The following is a 22,085-nucleotide window of genomic DNA, read 5'->3' as shown; positions in this document are numbered from 1 at the left end:
AGGGGCTGAATGATGAATGCGGCATAGTTTATTTGATGAAAAAACAAATAACCCGCAAGAAGATCGCTTTTTTTCAAAGCATCCTTCTTGCGGGTCACCGTTCCATCGGTTAAAAATGAGCTGCTTATTCGGTTTTCATCATAATCGAACCGCTCTCTTCATGTTCGGTCATCGCTGATAATCAAAATCGGGAAGGGCTTACTCCCTTCCCGACTTTACGACTTCTACCTGCTGCCAACCAGCTCAGGCGCTCCCCGAGTGAATAGCTTGACAGCAACACTCGGTTTGGGATCACCTTCGAACTTGCAGCTGAACGATAGGGATTGTCCGCCGCTTTTCACAATTAACGGTTCAGCGGATGCCTGAACGGTTTTAATTAAATTCCAATTTTTGTCATATATTTTCCCGAGGTTATCTCCATCGCAAACCAGATATTGATCTGCGCATACGTCCGTCTCGAACGCCATGTAACTGCCATACGCATAAAACGTCGGCCGTTTAACCAGACCCTTCTCATTGCCGTACGATGGCCGTACCTGCATACAAAACCGTAAAGGCTGCTCGGCATAACGGTTATAGAATGCCCAGTCCGCTCCTCCGGGCTGCCCGGGCTGCAGCTCCTCGGGATTGCATTCGAGCACATTCGATATATCGACTGGATACAAATTCCAGCCATCTTCCCCGGTCGGCTCCAGATGCCAATCACCTTTCGGATCCTGCAGCCTCTCCCGTTGTTCGGCCGTAAACGCCTGCATCCGCCTTGCCGTCTCCCATTCCCGAACCAGGGTAAACAGCTCATCGATATTGCCGTTTCGCTTCAATACCGGCATGTCGGCGACTAATGCGAACCCGGCACCGAAGCCGGCCGCCTTCGACAGCACCCACTCGATCTCATCCGGAGCTGTCGCCTGGAATTTGTCGGAAGCCGAGCGGATGAGGAACCATCCCAGCATCGGGGGAATGAAATTTCGGGCAAAATAGCGTTGGTTATGCAAGCGCCATTCCAGCTGCCCTTCCCGGGTTGCCGCCCCCCATGGTTCGCCCCAATTAAAGCGCGTATGCACATGCCATAGATAGTTGGTCACGACGATGCTTGCGTCATTGATAACCTCATGCTCCCAGCCGTCATAGATCCGCTTCACGAATCGATTGATCGCATAGTCTTCATGGCCAGCTGCATAGACGCCTTCCAATCCGTCATATGAGATCTGCTTCAGCCCTGTTCGGCGGAACAGCTCGGCGAGCCGATCGGAGTACTCATCCTGCAGCTCCATGTTAGGAAAGAACACATCATAGGGATGGTCCCATAGCCGGCCGACCTCAGACCCCGAATCATGGGAGGAAGCAGCCGTTCCGTTCGCGCCTCTCCGGCAGCCAAGCAGTACCCAGGGTGCGCTGCCTGAAACCGCATCGTACTCAATCAATTCACCGTCAATGGCTATTGTGCGCCGGTAGAGATTGACGATGAACGGCTCCGGATCCTTGACCTCGATCTCCGTAGCTGCCTCATCTACGGAGGCAGTTAGAATGGAGGTGCCAACCTTCTGCAGCCGGGGATCCGGTACGGGCGTCACGTACGGGTCGTTAAGCGTAGTGAAATTGGTGAGCGTATGAAGCCCTACAGCAACGCCTTCCCTCTCGGCCTCATCCACGCAAATCTTCATGCCTTCATCGCCATGTGGAAATAACGACGGTTTTAATTCGAAATGGCCCCAGTTCGCAAAAGGTTCGGGATGATAGACATAGCCGAGTCCGGCTTGTTTCGTGTATGCCACTGCATCCTTCATCGTCGACTCGGAGAAATCGGTAATTAAGTACGATTGATTCGCTGCGGGAGACGTTTTCCCCCAGATGCCCCCGATGGTCGGATGCGGTAAGCCCTCCCCTAACTCAATGGCTTCGATCGTCTCCAGTACACGCTCAACGGAGCAGCCGAACAGGGCGATGCCGGTTCCGACCAGCTCGGCATCTGACCCGCTTAGCGGGGAAACGGAGATCTCTGGAATGCCCCATACCGTCCGCTTCCCTTCCTTCAGCCGGTTTCTGGCATACGCCTGAAGCAAGCTTCCGCCTGCGATCGGCCAAGCCGCACTAACATCGAAGGCCATCTTGGCATCCGGGTACGGATAATCGGCGAATTCCGTCAGATAGTCGATCGGGCAGCCGCCTATCGTCTTCTCATTCAGGACTTGAATGCCGATCGCATAGTCGCCGTCATGTACAACACCGACCGATTCCCCGATCTCCCCTTGAATGGAGGTTGCATAGGGGCCCCATAACAGAACATCCGGGTCCGCTCCCACGATTCGAATAACTTCCAATGTCATATAGCTTTTCTTGTCCGTCACCGCGACTTCAACCTGTGTCCCGCTGTTACCGAAACCAAGCGTGATGATGCCTGAATTCTCATCGTAATGACACGCGTCAGGCTCTTCTGACATTCCGTTGACGGCTATTCGTAATAGGGATGATTTCGCTGCAGCTGCATTGTAATACTTACCTGATTCCACATCTGTAAGACTCGCAACAGCACCCTTGTCATCCACTTGAAGCTCAAGACTTCCCATGCGAAGTTGAACCATTATGTTAAGCTCCTTATCACTTTAAGTTTTCGTCATAGATCTTCTGGGCTTCTTCGAGCACCTTATCTCCGCCCATCTTCTTCCAATCATTAACAAAGGCATCAAATTCGTTCAACGATTTGCGTCCCGTAATGAAATCCACATAGTTCTGCAGCGTAAATTGCTTCAGCTTATCCTGATATTCGTTGTAAACCGGCTTGTTTAATGGCGCAAGAATATCGATATTCGGCGTTCCCTTCGCTCTCGTATCCTTCGCCAATTGCCGCAGGCTCTCATCCGAGGTGTACGAGGTTTGGAAATCATAATCGTTGAATGAGCCCGCCATCGAATAAACGCCGATTCCCGCACGCTGACGCTCTTTCTCATCGGTGTACGGCGCGATGAATTCAACCGTGCCTTTGTCGCTAAGCTTCCATGTTTTATCTTTCTCGCCAAAGTTGAGCTTTTCATAAATCTCCGGATCAAACTGGCTTGCTTCGAACACCTGCAAATATTTGATCAATTTCTCGCGGTCATTGTTCAATTCTTTGCTGAACATGACGCCCGAAGCATAGCTCGGATGATACTGCGACATACCGTATTTTCCTTCCGGCCCTTTCACGCCGCCGACAATAGCCCAATTAAACTCCGGGTTCTTCGCCTTCAGCTTGTCGTACCATTGCTCGCCTCCAAGGAAGGCATTGCCCGGCAGGAACGCCCACCAATAGTACTCAATTGCGCCGGTCTTGCCGGTCAGCACCTTATCTTCGACGTTCTCCCCTTTGTTGACGACGAATTCGGGATCGATGAGTTCGTTCTTATACCAGCGATTCAACACTTCCAGCGCTTGCTTGGCACCAGGCTCGATTTCGCCACGAACCACTTTGCCATCCTTCTCGCGGAAAATATCCGGGTATGCATCATAAGCGCCGAACACCGAGCTGAACATACCTGCCACATTCTCTGCCGAACCCGTGATGCCGTAAGTGTCCTTCTTGTTATTACCGTCCGGATCGTCATTACGGAACGCCGTGAGCGCAGCTTCCATTTCCTCGATCGTTTCAGGCGTCTTGGCAATGCCCACCTTCTTCAGCCAATCCTCGCGGAATCCAAGCTGCATGCCGTCACTTCCGATATCCCAAAGCACGGGCAAGCCGTAAATTTTCCCGTCTCTTCTCACGTATTTATACGGATCATCGCCGAGAAACCGTTTCAGCCATGCCACGTATTTGGGCATATGCTCTTCGATCAGCTCTTGCGGAATTTCAGCTGCTACTTCCTGCTGCAGAAATTTGTCATACTCCGAGAATGAAGGCTCTTTCCACCAATCCGGAATTTCACCCGAAGCGATTTTTAAATTCAATTGTTCATTGAACACTTCCCGGGAAGCCGCTACAAATTCGATATCGACGTCAAATTTGTCTTTTATCGCTTGAACACCGTAGGAGTCCGCGTTACCATTGCCGTCCAAGTTCCAAAACATCAGCTTCTTTTTGTCTTTAGGGGTCTCCCCCGTCTCGGTCTTCTTCTCTTCCTCATTGGCAGGTGTATTAACCGGATCATTCTTGCCGCAGCCCGCCAGAATAATAAGGAGCATCATCATCATGGCGAGCACCCCAGCCGTCCAACGCCGCTTGTTCTTATTCATGAATACCAACCCTCTCTATGTCTTCTGTACACATGTATGTTCACAATACCAGGTACGCTCGGCATTCGAACACGATCTATACAAGGGTCACCCCTTAATAGCACCTACCATTACGCCATTGACAAAATACTTCTGAATAAACGGATACACGGCAATCATCGGAAGAATGGAAAACATGATGACGGTTGCCTGCAGCTGCCGGCCCGAGAACACCGTCTTGTTGCCGATGTTTTGAATGACGGAATTAATATCCGACATATCATTCTGAATGATAATTTTCCGGAGTACGATCTGCAGCACTTGTTTATCTGGATCCGAAATATAAATCATACTGTCGAACCAGGCATTCCAATGCCCGACCCCGACCCACAGCGCGACGGTTGCCAGAACCGGCTTGGACAACGGAAGCACAATCTGCGTAAAGATCCGAAAATAACCTGCACCGTCGACTCTGGCTGATTCCTCTAACTCGTCTGGAATCGCACGGAAAAAGTTTCGCATGATAAGGACGTTGAACGTCCCGATCATACCCGGCAGCACCAGTGCCCATACCGTATTATAAAGCCCCAGCTCTTTAATGAGCAGATAGCTCGGGATCGTGCCGCCGCCAAATAGCATGGTGAAGAGAATGATGCTTGTGAACGTCCGGTTCCAGGGCAAATCCTTCTTGGCCAGCGGGTATGCTGTTAGCGATGTGAACAGGACGGCCAATACGACTCCTAGGCACGTTCGGACCAAGGTGTTCCAATACCCTTGCCACAAAGCATCGAATTGGAACGCCAGTTTATAGCTCTCAAAACTCAGCTCCTGGGGAAATAGAATAATGCCCGATGAATACGCCGCACTGTCCGCTCCGGCACCGTCAAGCGAGATGACGATTTGCGTCCAGAAGGGATAAATCGTGATCAGCATAAGGACGGCTACAAGGATGTAGAGGAAAACATCCACAATTCTATCTCCAGATGACTTCTTTACATTGATGATGTCGAACACCCCCCAGCGTAACCTTTTACCATAATGCGTGATCCTTTCCGCCGATGAACTTCACCACACGATTGACACTGACAATCAAGATCAAGGCAACGAGCGATTTGAACAATCCAACTGCTGTGGCATAGCTGTAATTCATCTCAACCAGACCTTTGCGATATACATAGGTGTCAATAATATCGGAGACATTCATCACTCTGATGTTGTACATATTAAAGATTTGATCGAATCCGGCATCCAGAATGCCCGACATCGATAGAATCAGCATGATTGCGATTACAGGAACGAGCATCGGAATCGAGATATAAATCATCCTCTTAAACCGTCCAGCCCCGTCGATAATAGCGGCTTCATACATTTGCGGGTCGATACTCGAGATCGCTGCAAAATAAATAATCGAGCCCCAGCCGAACCCTTGAAAGATGCTCGTCGCGACTAGAATCGAACGGAAATAACGATCATCGGCCATGAACAGCACCGGATCCACCCCGAACCATTGCAGGATGGTATTGACCGAGCCCTCTAACGAAAAGATCGTGAAGAAAATACCGCCCAAGACAACCCATGAGATGAAATGAGGAAGATAGGAGACCGTCTGCGCCGCTTTCTTAAACTTTGCGCTCGAGATCTCGCTCAGCAGCAGTGCAAAGACGATCGGGACAGGGAATCCAAAGATCAGCTTATAGAAGCTGATGACAATTGTATTCTTCAGCACGACATAAAAATAATTGTCCGAGAACACCTTATTAAATACATCCAGACCTACCCATGGACTGCCTAAGATCCCTCTCGTAATTTTAAAATCTTTAAAGGCCAGCACCACGCCATACATCGGGAGATAGTGAAAGATGAGATAATACAGCATTCCTGGAATTAGCATGATAAGAAGCACGCGATATTGCTTCACTTTCTGCCAGGTCTCTGACTTCCCGTAATTGGATCGAGCTGCCTGAGTCATTTTGTTCATTTACGGTTATCCACTCCTTACCCTGCTTTGTATGCGCATACAATTGAGTAAATAAACTATAGCACGGACAATTGGAGAAGGAATTATCTAATCCTTACGATATCCTTCAATTTTTTTCGCTTCCTTCAACTGTTCATCGCTCCAGGATGAAAACACCTCCATTCACATGGATTTCACCATGCAAATAGAGGCCGTTGAGTGACGTCTATTCACTTTTCACATACTGCGGTATCGTAACTTTCATGATGGTGCCCCGGCCGATTACACTTTCAATTTCAATTCTCGAGGCGATGCCGAAGAACAGCTTCAACCGCTCATTGACGTTCTTCAAGCCATAACCCGATGATTGCACGGACAACAGTCGGACGACCATCTCTTCGTTCATCCCCGGGCCGTTATCCTCCACCGTAAATATGATGCTCCCGGCCGTAAGTCGAGCGCTTACCCGCAGCACCCCTCCTCCGCCGTCTTCCCTTTGGTTGATCCCGTGCCTCACCGCGTTCTCGACAAGCGGCTGCAGAATCAGATTGATCATCCAATAATCGTAGACCGCTTCGTCAATCTCATAGTGGATCTCGAATCCTCCATCGCTCATGATCCGAATAATATCGAGATAGGATTTAATGTTGTCGAGCTCATCCCGCACTTGGATGATGCTATCCCCTTTGTTCAATGACGTACGGTAAAATCGGGATAGCGCCGTCACGACATGGCTGGTGATGTGCTGCTCATTCTTTAGCGCTTCCCAATTGATGAAGGAGAGCGTGTTATATAGAAAATGAGGATTGATTTGCGACTGCAGCGCTTTAAGCTCCAGCTCTTTTTGAATGATTTTATTCGTGTACGCTTCCTCAATTAGCGCATTAATCCGCACCAGCATGTTACCGAACCGGTTCGTCAATTCACCGATCTCATCCTTCGATGCGCTCTGGACGAGGGGCATCAGCTCGCCGTTCTCCACCCGTTTCATTAAGGTGTTCAGCTTATAGATGCGCCTAATCATCGTCTTGGAGAAGATCGAGATGATTATGAGCAGAAATACAATACAAGAGCCGATAACGATCAGCGTGGCTCCCAGGATCGAATCCGCATTCTGCGTCACTTGGTTCATCGGTACGAAACAACGGATGACCCATTGGGTTTGGGGGATCGTCTTGTTGACGACGAACATCTTCGTTCCATTGATGACGGCCAAGCCGTCCTTCAGGTGGAGGATATCCCCGGTTGAATACGCTGGCATGCCGGCTTTGGCTTCGCTAGAATTCACGTAGAGGACCCGATTGTTCTCGTCGGATATAATCACGCTGTAGCCCTTCGCAAGATCCAAGATGTTCTTGAACAGCCCCTTGTCCTCAATGCGCATGTAGACCACATTCGTATAGGTATCGGAGAAAAACCGCGGGAATTTCCCGGCCACGGATACATATCCGCTTTCATCAAAAAACCACTGATACTCGGTTCCTTCAAGCACCTTCTGATACCAGGGCTGATTCATCACACGTTCATGCTTCAACACCGACAGCCCATATTCCGGAACATCGCTCTGCGTATAGAAGGTAATCTGATGGATATGATTGTTCATCATCATCATCATGTTCACGTAGGGGCTTAAATACTCTTTCAGGTCACGCGACAGATTGATCAGATCCAGGTAATCATTCGCCACGATTCGTTGAAACGTACGGTTAAGGACGATCGAACGGATCATCTGGTCATACTCTTCCAACGAATTTTTGATACTTTCCGATACCGCCTCCACATTTCTCTCAATGCTTTGGCTTGCTTGGATATTCTGCATCTCTTTCGACTGACGGTAGGAGTAGATGCCCAGCACCAGGATGGGGATGATAATGACGATTAAATAGGAGAGAAATAGCTTCTGATTAAACCGAAGCCGATTAAATACCCCATAGACGGCTCGTTTCATTTGCCCGACTCTTCTCTGTATTGCGTTGGCGTCTTACCGTAATGCGTTTTAAATAATGTGCTAAAATAAGGGAAGTTTGAATATCCGACCTGATGGCTGATCGTTACGATCTTCTGGTTGGTCGTCAGCAGCATGCGACGTGCTTGTTCCATTCGATAAGAGGTGATGTATTTATTGATGCCGATCCCCTTCTCCTGCCTGAATAAATGACTGAAATAGCTGGGCGACAAATAGACTCGCTCAGCCAAAGATTCCAGCGACAGGTCGGTATGATACTCCTCCTCGATGATTCGGACAGCATCCTCGATCACTTTGCGCATCGAATCGGTCGCGTTGCTGCCGGACGGCTCGTGTTCCGCCAATACCGAAGACACGACTGCGTTTAACTCGCCCAGCTGAGTTGTTTTGTATACTTGATCGAGAGTTTCCTTGAAGCTGCTGGCGTCTTTGAGCGTCGAGGCGTCAAAGACCGCTTTGATAATCTCCGAGCAAAGATACTTGACGTAAATAACGGAATATTGATCGCTATTGTGCAACGCTTCGATCATTTGTTGAAATTGCAGCCTGGCAATATCATACCGGACACGCCGGATGTTCTGTGTTAATTCGGCTAACGCCTCATCCAGCGAGTATTGATCCTGATGGCTGACGAACGAGGTCGGATTACCGAATAAGACGGCTCCTTCATCACAGAAAAACTTATTCTCGAGAATGAGCTCAAGTTCGCCGAATTGCTCATCAAACGTCTTGGTCTCATTCAGTACGCCGCCGATGACGACCGTAACATCCCGGTCATAGGTAGCTTTGAACCAATGGATAATCCGTTCGCCGAATAGCTGCAATTCGCCCTTCTCTTCGGCGTGTGACTCCACGATCAGCAAACTCTGACATTCATTCAGATGAACGAGGTCATGCTTGGTTAAGACGATCTCCTTCAAGCTTTGCTCGAAATCGAGGTCCAGCAGATCAAAGAAACGGGTTCGCGTGTCCAGCATAATCATCCGTGCCCCCGGATGGAAGCCAGCCGGAATCATCGACAGATTCAGCTCCTCTGCATCGTCCCCCGCATCGTTTCTTCTCCGAATCAAATTAGAGACGATCTTCTGCTTCTCGAAGCGCCTCTCCATCCGGGACATCTGTTCCATTCGTTCATGCTGGTCTTTCGCTTTCCGCTCATCTTCGCACAGCTGAATAACCTGAGAAACGACCTTCAGGAATTCATTCACTTCAACCGGCTTCAAAATATAGCGGATTGCTTTCAAATCGATTGCCCGCTGCGCATATTCGAATTCTCCATACGCACTCATGAATATCACTTTGATCGGCCTTCCCAGCTCTACGGCCTTCTCCGCCAATTCGAGACCGTCCATCCCTTTCATCCGAATATCGGTAAACAAGATGTCAACGCCGCGGTTCACGATATAATCCAACGCTTTCTCACCGCTGTCTGCTTCAACAAGATTCAACTGGAGTCCGTATTTGTTGACTAGAAACTTGACGCCGTCCCGTTCAAATTTGTCATCGTCCACAACAAGCATTCTTAGCACAGGTCACACCGCCTTGGATCCATTATTCGGCTCCGGCAAGTACGGAGCGGAGTCTTGCTCCTATATTAGGAGAAAGCGTTATCAAGGTCAATAAGCTGTGAGAGGGTATTCTACAAAATGCGGATTGAGAGTGATTATTAAATTACATTATTTAACTTATTCCCCTCCTGATTTATGTTTCTGGATGGCTATTTATCTGAATCCCCTAATTGATCTCAATAAATTCCTTTATATGGTAATATTATTCTAACTTCAGCAGCTGTATAGCTATTACAATGATGGAATGCCGAATAGAAAGACGATATATTGCAGCAAAAAGAACCGGAGATCAGCAGCCTGATCTCCGGTTCCTCGTTATTTTCAACACCATTCGCTTGTTCGCGCTTAACGCTCCCATCGCTGCGGCTCTGCGCCCTCGCTCATATACTCAATTCTGCCCGGCTTAATGGTCAGAATAATGTACTCCGGATCATGCGGCCCGTCAAACCATGCCTTGAAGGCATCGCTCCATAACCGTTCCCGCAGCGTGTTATTCTTGCACAGCTCAGCCACTGCCTCGATTTGTAGAATATCCGAGGAACGCTTCCCGTCATAGCCGACCAGGATATGCACGTTATCATTGTTCTTCAGCTCGTCCACTTTATCCGTCTTGCTGTTGGTAGCCAAGTAGATGTCCAGACCTTCGCTGAACAGCGCCATGTAGCGAACCTTCGGCTTATTTCCGTCCACCGTGCCGAACGAACAGATTTGATTGGACTTCAATACATCTGCAATTTGCTTCTCCAGCTGTTTCGTCTCCTGCATCGTCTGATTCTCCTTCCGGTTTCACCTGTATGTGTAAGAAACTTCAAGCAAACCAACACCCTTATTTTACCCAAAAGCATTTTCACGCAAACAAAGAGCCCGATCTCTCAATCGAGCTCTCCACTATACGGCTGGCTGCATAGAAATTAGTTTGCCGCGGGTATCCGGACGGATACCTTATCCACATGAATGGCCGCGTTGTCGTCATACCACACCCGGAATTGGTAGGAATGCCCGGTAACGAAATCCGCATTGACGACAAAATCCTGGTAACCGTCGGCAGACGTAAAATCCGTCCGAAGAATCGCTTTTTCCCCTACGACCCGGTTGCCCGTTCCGTCGAAGATATCCAAGTTTAACACGCGGTCCGATGAGCCGGTATTAACATCGATTTTCATTCGAAAAATGACTGGATGACTGCCGGATGGAAGATCCGTAACCCCCGGTCCGTGCAGCATATGGCCGGGTCCATGATCAACCGTATTCGCGTGCCAACTATCCCCGTCGGCTGCTCCGGTATTATGGCCGAAATCGCTCTCCGCTTCGAATATACGGTATTCGTAGGTGTCCGATACCCGAATAGAGATATTGGCTTCCAGACCATTATAAGCCGCCTTGACGACTGCTTCGCCTGCTCCCAGCACTGTCAGCATCCCACTGTCGCTTACGCTGACGGTATTCCCGCCGCTCACGACCGACCAGACCGCATTCGCGGTTACATTGACATCCGGCTTCCCTGCCTGGCTTGCTTTGCCCCAAGCTTGAAGCTGCTTCTGCCCCGCGTCCGTTCCGAATGCCAGTGAGTCGACATCAGCCCCGCTGAATTTAAAATAAATGGACGCCGTGTCCGGCACGACAAGCTCCGGCATATCCAGCCGCACATGGTCCACCTTCACGTTAACGGCATCGTTGAAATAGACCCTGAACTCATACGTGCTGCCCAACGAGAAATTCACGTCGTCCAGCGTAATATCCTGAAACGTGATGGGAGCGGCAAAATCGTTCTTCTTCAGCTCCACCGATCGCAGCACCTGATCGAAGCTTGGGCTGTAGATATCCACGCTGGCAACGGCGGCATCCGCACCCGCGATATCGCCAGCCATCATCCGGAAGGTTACGTCATGAACGCCTGTCGGGATATCCGCCACATAGGGCCCGTACAGCATATGCCCCGATCCATGCTCTACCGGATTGGCGGACCAGCCGTCGCCGTCCAGCTTCCCTGTGTTGTGTCCGAAGTCGTTCTCCGCCTCATACAGGCGCTGCGCCAGATTGTTCTCCAGCACGACGGTCACGCGATCGATCTTCACGTAAGCATTGCCGTCGTACCAGGCGCGAAATTCATAGGTGTGCCCTTCCACGAAATCGGCTTCCAGCACTAAATTCTGATAGGTATTAGCCGCCTGAAATTGTGACTTGACGACCGCCTTCTCAGCAATGACCTGGTTGCCTGTGACATCGAAAATATCGAGGTTCAGCACGCGGCTGTTATCCGCTGTCCGATTATCGATTAAGGTCCGGAACTTGACTTGGTGGCGGCCGGCCGGGATATCCGCCGCGTTCGGTCCGAACAGCATATGTCCTGGGGCATGCTCCGCCGCATTGGCGGACCAGCCGTCACCGTCGAGCTTGCCCGTGTTATGACCGAAGTCAGATTCCGCCTCATACACCTTATTCGGCGCATCCGGGCCTTGCTGCGGCACATTCTGCTTAATTAATTCGACCATCTTGTCTGGCGTAACAACCCTCACATCCTCGCCGAATTGATCGATGACCGATTTGACATCATCCATCGATTTGGACCAGGCATGCACCAGTACGAGAGAGTATCCTACCGCACTCTTCGGATTTCGGGCCGCGTTGCGAATATGATTGACCACGCTTGCGTTGTCACTGCCCGCGTTGCCCTCCCATAGCATTTCCCGCGGCGTTACGATCGGCTTGTCATTCGCCCATTTGATCGCACCGTTCAACGCTTTGTGATTGCTGTACTCCAAATAAATGACACCGTCGACATTCGGCTGCGCCGTATATTTATTCCAGATGTCCATCCTCTCGAACGCATTGAAATCGATGACCTCCACAAGCCCCAGATCCATTCTGCCCATAGCGGTGTTCAACTGTTTCAAATGGGAATCGAGCTCCGCCTCCGGATATTTGCTCGGATACATGTAGCCCCCGCCGGATGGACCTACTACGAAAGCATCCTTCTTAGTCGCGTCATCGTAGAAGCGCTTGGCGACAGTCGGCGCTAAGTCGATCATGCTCGGCGATACCGCCCATCCCATGTCAAAGGCCCCCCGGTTCGCATTCCCGAACCAAGGCTTCCCCTTCTCCGCCAAGTCGTTGAGCATCCATTGGATGTTGTCGCCGTCGGACATGACGAAGGACACATAATGCACATTGTCTTCAGCTGTTACGGGATCGGCTTGCTTCTGCTCCAGCCCTTGCAGCGTGAACCCGCTCAATACGGACAGGTTGAACGCGTGATCTGCAGGCAGGGTGAATACGCCTGCCTCAGAGCTCGGCATGATGAAGCGGTCTTCGCCACCGGATGCATCGCCCCAGCCGAGCAGGACGGAATCATCGTCCGCATCGGCGAGCACTGACTTGCGGAAATCGCTGTTGCCATCGTAGAAGGTGAATGCGCCTGTCATCGCCGCATAGTCGCGCAGCTTCGGACCCATGCCCCCTGCCAGCTCTTCCCTTGTTTCGCCCTTCTGTTCAATAAAGAGGTCATGCTTCAACCGGTTCCAATAGTTGGCCTTGACCCAAGCCTCGTCCTTGCTCGAGAGATCCATGACCTGCTTGAAGCCCTTCGCCTTCCGCACGTCCCCCTTCTCCACCAGCACCGCGTCCTTCAGATGGGCAAGCGAAGAGGCTGCATTGATCGAGCTGTTTCCTTGTTCCCACAGCAGATAACCCTTGATATAAGACTTGTATTGCTTCAGCAGCTTCCAAGGATTATCGACCGTCTTGATCTTCACGCCGTATTTGCTCTTCAGATCTTGAAGCCATTGCCCATAATTGCCCGATTCCGGCAAAATGTAAATTTGCTCCGAGGTCTTATTCGCAATCAGTCCCTGCAGCGTTGCGATCATCACGCTTTCCGACGGGGTCATATCGCTGAGCTTGATAACATTCAGCTTCTTCGCCCGGTAAGCTGCCTTCTCGTAGTAGGAATCCTTTCCCTTCGAATGTGCTTCGACACGCTCAGGCATCAAGCCGGCTATAAGCGAACCAACCAGACAAATCGATAAGAACAGCGATAAAAGCTTGCGTTTGTGCATCAAAATCCTCCTCCGCTTAATAGGGAATCTAGATCATTGTCGTCGGTCGTTATTCTACGGACAGAATCATCTCATGACGGAAAGCCCCCTGCATAATGTAAGGCAAGCCCTTCCGATGCGCACTCCTCCTCTCCCGAATGGTAACGGTTACAAATTAATAGCTGTATGAGTGCTAATGAGCAGGATAAGCATATAACAAATTATATATATTGTATATATATGATATGTATTTATTCCATTAGAAATGTTCCCCTGCCCTTCTTTCATAAACAATTTATTACACATATCCCAGCGAATTGTTCTATATTAGTTATAGAGATTCTTTATGGGCGCTGCTCGCGCATCGCTGTTTCGATCGCATAATTCCTGGCATAGGAGCGTGATGAGATGGGACCGTTCGCAAAGGATTTATTACAAGGCAAAGTCGTGCTCATTACAGGCGGAGCTACTGGACTCGGACGCGCTATGGGAGAAATGTTTCTGAAGCTGGGAGCCCGGCTCGCGATTACGAGCCGCCGCGAGGAAGTGCTGAAGAAGGCTTCTGAGGAAATGGGCTCTGCCGGTAAAGAAGTGTTCTACAAAAGCTGCGACGTTCGGGAGCCCGCCCAAATTCATGAGCTTGTGGATGCCGTCGAGCAGCATTACGGCCGAATCGATGTCCTCATTAATAATGCCGCGGGAAATTTCATCAGCCCCACCGAGCGTCTCTCTCCGCGGGCGGTCGATGCGGTCTTGAATATCGTGCTGCATGGCACCTTCTATATGACTTTGGAAGTGGGCAAGCGTTGGATTGCCCAGGGCACTGCCGGCACGATGCTGAATATAGTTACCACCTACGCCTCGACAGGCTCGGGATACGTCGTCCCCTCGGCCGCTGCCAAGGCAGGCGTGCTCGCTCTGACCCGTTCGCTAGCCGTCGAGTGGGCTCCGCACGGTATCCGGCAGGTCGCTATTGCTCCAGGTTCCTTCCCGACAGAAGGGGCGTGGTCGAGACTTGCGCCTACACCTGATTTGGAGCAGCAGATGATGAACCGCATTCCTCTCAAGCGGACAGGTACCACAGAGGAGCTTGCTCATTTGGCCGCCTATCTCATATCGGACTATGCCGGCTATATCAACGGCGAAGTCGTCACCATTGATGGAGGAGAGTGGCTTCAGGGCGCCGGCCAGTTCAACGACCTTCTTGATGTGACCGATCAGCAATGGGATCTGCTCGCCGAGATGACTCGCAAGGGGAAGTAATTCCTTCAGGCGGCACATCTGAGTCATTTACATCCATATGGAGGATTATCCGATGCACACTGAATTCCAAATTCGAAGCTTCATAGGTACGTTCGATGAGGATTGGCAGGATCCTGGATTACATCGGCATGCTACCTTCGAGATCAGTATATTATTAGAAGGCCGCGGCGTCTTCGGGTGGGATCAGGGCAAGCATGATTTGGAGGCTGGTCATGTGGTGCTTATTCCTTCCCATATCCCCCACCTCTTCGAGGGGCTTGGCAAAAATCGCTACGGGGTTATTCATCTGGAGGGCATACCTACTCGAATCCAAGAGCTGCTGCAGATGCTCGTAAGCGAAGAGAAGCCTACCCTCTTCGCCCTTTCCCGCCTGGATAAGGATCGATTCGAACGCTTGTTTCGGGAGTGGCAGCGCATCAAGTCCTCTCAATTAAAAGAACAGACGAGGAACTATGTCTCGTGGATCGAAGTGATGGTACTCTTCCTGCTGGAGCATTCGCAGAAGGATCAGCAATCGCTCACCATCACCAAAGCGGCAGATTATATCCGCGAGAATCTGCAGGAGGGCGTGCAGATCTCGGGCATGGCTGCGCTTGCCGGATTCTCGGAGGCCGGCTTCCGCCGGCTGTTCGAGCAAATTTATCATATGAGTCCCAAGAAATATCAGCAGCAGTGCCGGATGACCGAGGCCAAATGGCTGCTAAGCTCCTCCGACAAGGAGATCATGGAAATCGCAGCCCAAATCGGCTTCACCCGGCTGCACTCCTTCTCGCAATGGTTCAAATCGGCGGAAGGCGTCTCTCCGACCGAATGGCGTAAAATGCAGCAGCTCGGCTAGATGTCGCACATTCACGTCTCCGATGGCGATTTGCGTAAATTTATTGTTGATTTCGATAAATACAAGCATCTCCGAATCGATTATTCTACTCCTGAGGTTTGATAAAGGGCCATTATCTTAGTCGAATCGATTTGGGAGGCGAATGTTAATTATGACAGTTAGAGTTGGTTTTATCGGTGTTGGCGGTATGGCGGAGCATCATATTAACACCCTGCAGAAGATCGAGCACGCCCAAATCACTGCAGTCTATGACATCAACCAAGCAAGATCCGAGGAAATTGCCGAAAAGTACGGCGCCAAATCCTTCGAGAGCAGTGCCGAGCTGATCGATTCCGGAGAAGTGGACGCTTTATTCATATGTACACCTCCGTTCGCACGCTCGGGAGCGGAAGAAGTGGCTGCGGCTCGCAAGGGCATTCACTTGTTAGCGGAGAAACCGGTCGGTTTACATATGGATGAGGTTCGTAAGATAGAGAAGATTATACAAGATTCCGGCATTATCCATACCTCCGGCTACTGCTTGCGTTACTTAGAAACCGTTGCCAAGGCCAAAGCCTATCTGGCCGACAAGCAGATCGATATGGTCCTGTCCTACCGTCTTGGCGGTATGCCGGGCGTACGCTGGTGGAGAATGATGGAGCAATCCGGAGGTCAATTGGTCGAGCAGTCCACGCATCAGCTGGATTTGATCCGTTACTTAGCTGGCGATATCAAGGAAGTTCATGCCTATCACGAGCAGCGCCACATTCACAATATTGATCCAGAGGCCACTGCGTATGATGTGGGTACCGTCTCGTTCGTCATGGAATCCGGCGCGATCGGCAATATCACGAGCAGCTGCCTGTCCAAGTACGTCGGTAAGGGCGGCACGGAGTTCTATGGACACAACTTCTTCCTCTCCGTTGACGTGAATACGCTGCGGATCGTGGATGATACGCAAGACCTGACGGAAGTACTGGAAGTCGACTTCTATTACGAGCAGGATAAAGCGTTTATCGAAGCCATCCGTACCAACCAGCCAGGCTTGCTGCTGGGCGATTTCTCCGATGCCGCCGATACCCTCGCCGTTACGCTCGCAGCCAACGAGTCTGCCGCTGCAGGGAAGGCCATTACTATTAATCATGCGAAGGAGCTGTCCCTATGATTAAATCCATTAACCAATGGTGCTTTAAAGGCGACACGCCGCTTGAGCAAGTCATGGCCATCAGCAGCGACGCCGGATTTGGCGCGGTAGAGTTAAACCTGTATGAGCCCGGCGGCATCGGCTTGACGTTGGATACGACGGCCGCGGAAGCCGAGAAGATCGGGAAGCTGGCCCGCGATCACGGACTGCAGCTGCGCAGTCTGTCGACCGGATTGCTGTGGCAGTACCCACTGTCCTCAGCAGATGCTTCCGTACGTGAGCAAGGCCGCCGCGTGGTTACGAAGCAGCTGGAGCTGGCCGAGCTGCTCGGCATGGACACGGTCCTCGTCGTACCGGGCTCCGTTAACCCGGATACATCCTATGATCAATGCTACGAGCGCAGCCACAAGGAAGTACAGCTGCTGTCCAAGGAAGCCGAGAAGCGCAAAACCCGCATCGGCATCGAGAACGTGTGGAACAAGTTTCTGCTGTCCCCTCTTGAGATGGCACGTTATGTAGATGATATTGGATCGCCTTATGTTGGTGCTTACTTCGACGTAGGCAACGTCCTGCTCTACGGCTATCCGGAGCAGTGGATCCGGATCCTGGGCGATCGCATCTTCAAAATTCATGTGAAGGACTTCCTTACAGGCGTTGGCAATGGTAACGGCTTCGTCTCCTTGCTGGCCGGGGACGTCAATTGGAAGGCCGTCCGTGAGGCGCTGCAGGAAATCAACTATACGGATACCGTGACGGCAGAGCTGGGGATCTATGCGGCCAACCCGCATCAGCTCGTCTATGACACGTCACGTCATCTCGATATTATCTTTGGCGGCGATGCGAAGTAGCCGTATGTAAGGATAAAGCCTCCAATCCACTACCCGGTGGATTGGAGGCTTCTTTTATTCGGAAATGCTGAAGCGGTATCACAGCTTTTTCGGCACGGTTCTTACCCTCCCGCAAGAAAACGCTTGCCAAGTGGACAGGCTACTAGGTAGAATCAACAAAGATATTGTCAAGAAAGATAACATACCTAAATGGAGGAAAGCTGTACCATGAGAACTGAAGTAGGGGTTCATGAAAGACCGCCCATGGGGCAAAGCCTGATGCTGAGCGTTCAGCATCTATTCGCCATGTTCGGATCAACGGTGCTTGTTCCGAATTTGCTCGGGGTCGATCCAGCGATTTGCCTGCTGATGAACGGCATCGGCACGCTGCTCTATCTGTGGATTTGTAAAGGGAAAATCCCTGCTTATCTGGGATCGAGCTTCGCCTTTATCGCTCCGGCTGGAGCGGTTATCGGCAATTATGCTTCCGAAGAGGCCGGCTATGCGGCTGCGCTTGGCGGCTTCATCGTCGCAGGCTTGGTGTTCACCATTCTTGCCTGGATCATCCAAGTGGCGGGAACCGGTTGGATTAACATCGTCTTCCCACCGGCTGCCATGGGCGCCATCGTTGCCGTCATCGGCTTGGAGCTGGTCCCGACCGCTGCCCGGATGGCGGGCTGGATTGCTCCAGCCGAGCCTGAGAAAGCCGCTGTCTGGGCTCCTGACGCCAGCATCATCGCGCTCTCGTGCATCACGCTCTGCGTGACCATCTTCGGCTCCGTCCTATTCCGCGGCTTTATGCGTATTATTCCGATTCTGATCGGAATCGTCACGGGATATGTCATTGCCTGTCTAATGGGACTCGTTAAATTCGATGCCATTTCGAAGACGAACTGGATCGATGCCCCTACCTTCACCTCCCCTGTATTTGAATGGGGCGCAATTCTGACGATTGTGCCGGCTGCGCTCGTTGTCATTGCCGAGCATATTGGCCATCTCATCGTGACAGGCAATATCGTCAAGAAGGATTTGTCTAAGGATCCGGGCCTTCACCGTTCCATGCTGGGTAACGGCCTATCAACCATGCTGTCTGGCTTCGTCGGTTCCACGCCAAATACGACCTACGGTGAAAACATTGGCGTACTGGCCATTACCCGCGTATATTCCACCTTCGTCATCGGGGGCGCGGCGGTCATCGCGATTCTGCTCTCATTTCTCGGCAAATTCTCCGCGCTCATTGCTAATATCCCCGAAGCCGTTATGGGTGGCGTTTCTTTAATGCTGTTCGGTGTCATTGCCGCATCCGGGTTCCGGATGCTGGTTGAATCGAAAGTGGATTATAGCAAACCGACCAATCTGTTCTTAACGCTAATCGTGCTTGTTACCGGCCTTAGCGGCGTAAAGGTGTCGATCGGCGACTTCTCGCTATCGGGCATGGCTCTGGCTACCGTCGTTGCCATCATCTTCAGCCTGCTGTTCAAGCTGTTCGACGTGACCAAGCTAAGCAATGATCACGAGGCAGCTGGACATTAATTCAGCAGTATGTACACGAATCCCCTTTGACTTCAGACGGTCAAAGGGGATTTGTGCTATCTGCAGGATGGTTGCTACGGTATCCGTTCCTGCTCCAACATCTTCACAAACTTGATATCCGCCGGCGCAAACTCGAAGTCTGCGAAAGAGTCCGGGGTTATCCAGCGGTAATCATCATGATCGGATAATACAATTTCTCCACTCACGTAAGTGGCCTTGTAGGCGATCAAATGAATATGGATCTCGCCATACCAGTGATCGTTTGCGCCGAATAGGGCATACGGCTCGATATCAATATTCATCTCTTCCATAAGCTCGCGCCGGAGGCATTCCTGCACGGACTCTTCACCTTCGAGCTTGCCTCCGGGGAATTCCCAAAGCCCGGCCTGAGATTTGCCTTCCCTGCGCCGCGCAATAAGCAGCCTGCCTTGTTCATCTTCAATAATCGCTGCTGCTACTTTAATCATCTCACTTCACATCCCTTAGGACGGCCTAGGGCGCCATCCTTTCTTATCCGTTCCTCTTCTCATAATCGGCTCTGACCAGCCCATAATAAACCAGATCCTCGTACACATCCCACTTCATAATGTGCTGCTTGAACGTTCCTTCATACTCCATCCCCACCTTGATCATCACATTGGAGGAGGCTGGATTCTTCGTCATCGCTGCCGCATGTATTTTATTCAGATGTAGATTGTGAAATCCAAAATGGACGATTTGCTTCGCCGCTTCCGTAGCAAATCCATTGCACCAGAACGCTCTTCCCAACCAATAAGCAAGCTCGCCCCTCCTGTGAGGCTTCGATACATTCAAGCTTATACAGCCGAGCAAGGTATGCTGGTCTTTGCTCGTGATGGCAAAAGAGTAACCATTGCCTTCTGCCGAACGATGATGGCACGCGTCAATCCATGACTCCGCAGCTCCTTCTGGGTAAGGATGTGGGATGGACAATGTTGTTGCGGCTACTTCCTTGCTCCCCGCAAGCTCCCGTATTGAACTTGCATCCGTTAGCTTCCACGGTCTTAAGCATAACCTTTCTGTTTCGAATGTCGGCTGCATAGGTCACCCCTTATCCTGTTTCGAACATGCATACAACTGCTTGGCAATGAATAGGTTTCAACTATATTCAGGAAGACCACCCCCAAATCCTTCCATGGGACAATTAAATACCGGATAGAGGTTCAACTGAGTCTTTCTTCATCAAATATTAATTGTAATAATTCTAAATTAATATTGATTTCACTTCTCTACTTATTCTACAATGAAGTCATACAAAATCTGACTACGAGGTGATTGTGCATGACGATAGATAAGAACAATCTGACGACTAGCTGGGGTGCCCCTGTAGGGGATAACCAGAATTCCATGACAGCCGGTTCACGCGGCCCGACATTAATTCAAGACGTTCACCTGCTGGAGAAATTGGCCCACTTCAACCGGGAGCGCGTGCCCGAGCGTGTCGTTCATGCCAAAGGCGCCGGGGCGCATGGTTATTTTAAAGTGACGAATGACGTTACCGCATATACCAAAGCGAATTTCTTATCCGAGGTAGGCAGACGCACGCCTATGTTCATCCGCTTCTCGACTGTTGCTGGCGAGAACGGTTCCGCTGATTCCGTACGCGATCCGCGTGGCTTCGCGGTGAAGTTTTATACGGAAGAAGGCAATTATGATCTGGTAGGCAATAATACGCCCGTATTCTTCATTCGCGATGCGATCAAATTTCCGGACTTTATCCATACGCAGAAGCGCCATCCGCAAACGCACTTGAAAAATCCGAACGCGGTATGGGATTTCTGGTCCTTATCCCCGGAATCGCTGCATCAGGTGACCATTCTAATGTCAGACCGCGGTATTCCGGCGACCTTCCGCCACATGCACGGTTTCGGCAGTCATACCTTCAAGTGGGTGAACGCAGAAGGACAAGGCGTCTGGATCAAATATCACTTCAAGACGGAGCAGGGCATCCAGAATCTAACCGAGGAAGTTGGACGGCAAATTGCCGGCGAGAATCCGGATCATCATACCGAGGATTTGTTCAACGCGATTAACAACGGAGACTTCCCGGCTTGGACATTGTATGTACAGATCATGCCGCTCGAAGATGCCGACACCTACCGGTTCGATCCGTTCGACGTGACCAAAGTATGGTCCCAGAAGGATTATCCGCTGATCGAAGTGGGCCGAATGGTGCTCGATCGGAATCCAGACAACTACTTCGCCGAGGTGGAACAAGCGACGTTCTCGCCAGGCACGCTCGTTCCCGGTATTGACGTATCGCCTGACAAAATGCTGCAGGGACGACTGTTCGCCTACCACGACGCCCATCGTTACCGTGTCGGCGCCAACCATCAGGCACTGCCAATCAACCGGCCGTGCAATGAAGTGAACAACTATCAGCGCGACGGCCAAATGCGCTTCGATCAGAACGGCGGCGGCTCCGTCTATTACGAGCCCAACAGCTATGGCGGACCGGCGGAGTCTCCTGAGAACAAGCCAGCCGCTTATCCGGTATCCGGCTCTGCGGACAGCACAGCCTACGATCATAACGATCATTATACGCAGGCGGGCGACTTGTACCGGCTGTTAAGCGAGGAAGAGCGCGCGCGGCTGGTTCAGAATATCGTCGGGGCCATGATGCCCGTCGAGAAAGACGATATCAAGCTCCGCCAGATCGGACACTTCTATAAAGCCGATCCTGAGTACGGCAGACGCGTTGCGGAAGGACTTGGACTATCTCAATTCATTTAAATTATCGAACGCTAAAGAGCCTTGGACCGCGTTATGG

The 22,085-nt window shown here is 51.0% G+C and carries 16 protein-coding genes; 6 read left to right on the top strand and 10 right to left on the bottom strand.

The window, feature by feature from the left end; all coding sequences use genetic code 11:
* Window positions 1-224: 224 nt before the first annotated feature.
* From NNL21_RS30595 to NNL21_RS30560, 8 genes are all read right to left on the bottom strand, one after another.
* The gene (locus NNL21_RS30595; RefSeq protein WP_204821940.1) at window positions 225-2,582 is read right to left on the bottom strand and encodes a hypothetical protein; all 2,358 of its coding nucleotides are present in this window, start codon (window positions 2,580-2,582) and stop codon (window positions 225-227) included.
* Window positions 2,583-2,598: 16 nt separating this feature from the next.
* On the bottom strand, window positions 2,599-4,209 hold the full coding sequence (locus NNL21_RS30590) for an extracellular solute-binding protein (RefSeq protein ID WP_204821941.1): 1,611 nt from the start codon (window positions 4,207-4,209) through the stop codon (window positions 2,599-2,601).
* Window positions 4,210-4,296: 87 nt separating this feature from the next.
* Window positions 4,297-5,157, bottom strand: coding sequence for a carbohydrate ABC transporter permease (locus NNL21_RS30585; RefSeq protein WP_204821942.1), 861 nt, complete (start codon window positions 5,155-5,157; stop codon window positions 4,297-4,299).
* Window positions 5,158-5,218: 61 nt separating this feature from the next.
* Complete coding sequence (locus tag NNL21_RS30580; protein WP_204821943.1) at window positions 5,219-6,166, bottom strand: ABC transporter permease; 948 nt, start codon at window positions 6,164-6,166, stop codon at window positions 5,219-5,221.
* Between the two features lie 205 nt (window positions 6,167-6,371).
* Window positions 6,372-8,093 (bottom strand): cache domain-containing sensor histidine kinase, encoded by a 1,722-nt coding sequence (locus NNL21_RS30575; protein WP_204821944.1) that lies wholly within the window; start codon window positions 8,091-8,093, stop codon window positions 6,372-6,374.
* The gene (locus tag NNL21_RS30570) at window positions 8,090-9,631 is read right to left on the bottom strand and encodes a response regulator transcription factor (protein WP_256555592.1); all 1,542 of its coding nucleotides are present in this window, start codon (window positions 9,629-9,631) and stop codon (window positions 8,090-8,092) included. Before NNL21_RS30570 ends, NNL21_RS30575 begins: the two co-directional genes overlap by 4 nt.
* Before the next feature lie 393 nt (window positions 9,632-10,024).
* The gene (locus NNL21_RS30565) at window positions 10,025-10,444 is read right to left on the bottom strand and encodes a pyridoxamine 5'-phosphate oxidase family protein (protein WP_204821946.1); all 420 of its coding nucleotides are present in this window, start codon (window positions 10,442-10,444) and stop codon (window positions 10,025-10,027) included.
* A gap of 146 nt (window positions 10,445-10,590) precedes the next feature.
* The gene (locus NNL21_RS30560) at window positions 10,591-13,734 is read right to left on the bottom strand and encodes a GxGYxYP domain-containing protein (RefSeq protein WP_204821947.1); all 3,144 of its coding nucleotides are present in this window, start codon (window positions 13,732-13,734) and stop codon (window positions 10,591-10,593) included.
* A 387-nt stretch (window positions 13,735-14,121) separates the two neighbouring features.
* Here NNL21_RS30560 and NNL21_RS30555 point away from each other — a divergent pair, with 387 nt between their 5' ends.
* The 5 genes from NNL21_RS30555 to uraA all read left to right on the top strand — a co-directional run bounded on the left by NNL21_RS30555 (window position 14,122) and on the right by uraA (window position 19,297).
* Window positions 14,122-14,976 carry an SDR family oxidoreductase gene (locus NNL21_RS30555; RefSeq protein WP_204821948.1) on the top strand — a complete coding sequence of 285 codons (855 nt, stop codon included), beginning with the start codon at window positions 14,122-14,124 and terminating at the stop codon, window positions 14,974-14,976.
* Window positions 14,977-15,028: 52 nt separating this feature from the next.
* Window positions 15,029-15,814, top strand: coding sequence for a helix-turn-helix domain-containing protein (locus NNL21_RS30550; protein WP_256555589.1), 786 nt, complete (start codon window positions 15,029-15,031; stop codon window positions 15,812-15,814).
* 151 nt (window positions 15,815-15,965) lie between these two features.
* Window positions 15,966-16,958, top strand: a complete 993-nt coding sequence (locus NNL21_RS30545; protein WP_204821950.1) for a Gfo/Idh/MocA family protein — start codon at window positions 15,966-15,968, stop codon at window positions 16,956-16,958.
* Window positions 16,955-17,785 (top strand): sugar phosphate isomerase/epimerase family protein, encoded by an 831-nt coding sequence (locus NNL21_RS30540; RefSeq protein ID WP_204821951.1) that lies wholly within the window; start codon window positions 16,955-16,957, stop codon window positions 17,783-17,785. The genes NNL21_RS30545 and NNL21_RS30540 overlap by 4 nt, the downstream gene beginning before the upstream one ends.
* A 207-nt stretch (window positions 17,786-17,992) precedes the next feature.
* Window positions 17,993-19,297, top strand: a complete 1,305-nt coding sequence (gene uraA, locus NNL21_RS30535) for a uracil permease (protein ID WP_204821952.1) — start codon at window positions 17,993-17,995, stop codon at window positions 19,295-19,297.
* Between the two features lie 74 nt (window positions 19,298-19,371).
* On the opposite strand, the gene NNL21_RS30530 is transcribed toward uraA, so the two are convergent.
* Window positions 19,372-19,764, bottom strand: coding sequence for a (deoxy)nucleoside triphosphate pyrophosphohydrolase (locus tag NNL21_RS30530; RefSeq protein WP_204821953.1), 393 nt, complete (start codon window positions 19,762-19,764; stop codon window positions 19,372-19,374).
* A gap of 43 nt (window positions 19,765-19,807) precedes the next feature.
* Window positions 19,808-20,356: a GNAT family N-acetyltransferase gene (locus NNL21_RS30525; RefSeq protein WP_204821954.1), complete on the bottom strand. Its 549-nt coding sequence runs from the start codon at window positions 20,354-20,356 to the stop codon at window positions 19,808-19,810.
* 246 nt (window positions 20,357-20,602) lie between these two features.
* Here NNL21_RS30525 and katA point away from each other — a divergent pair, with 246 nt between their 5' ends.
* Window positions 20,603-22,048, top strand: a complete 1,446-nt coding sequence (gene katA, locus NNL21_RS30520; RefSeq protein WP_204822003.1) for a catalase — start codon at window positions 20,603-20,605, stop codon at window positions 22,046-22,048.
* Window positions 22,049-22,085 lie beyond the last annotated feature (37 nt).

Origin of the sequence: Paenibacillus mendelii, assembly GCF_024498075.1 — a bacterium.
Classification (GTDB): domain Bacteria; phylum Bacillota; class Bacilli; order Paenibacillales; family Paenibacillaceae; genus Paenibacillus_Z; species Paenibacillus_Z mendelii.
Note: the sequence above shows the minus strand (reverse complement) of the source record. Positions and strands in the feature narration are given on the sequence as shown.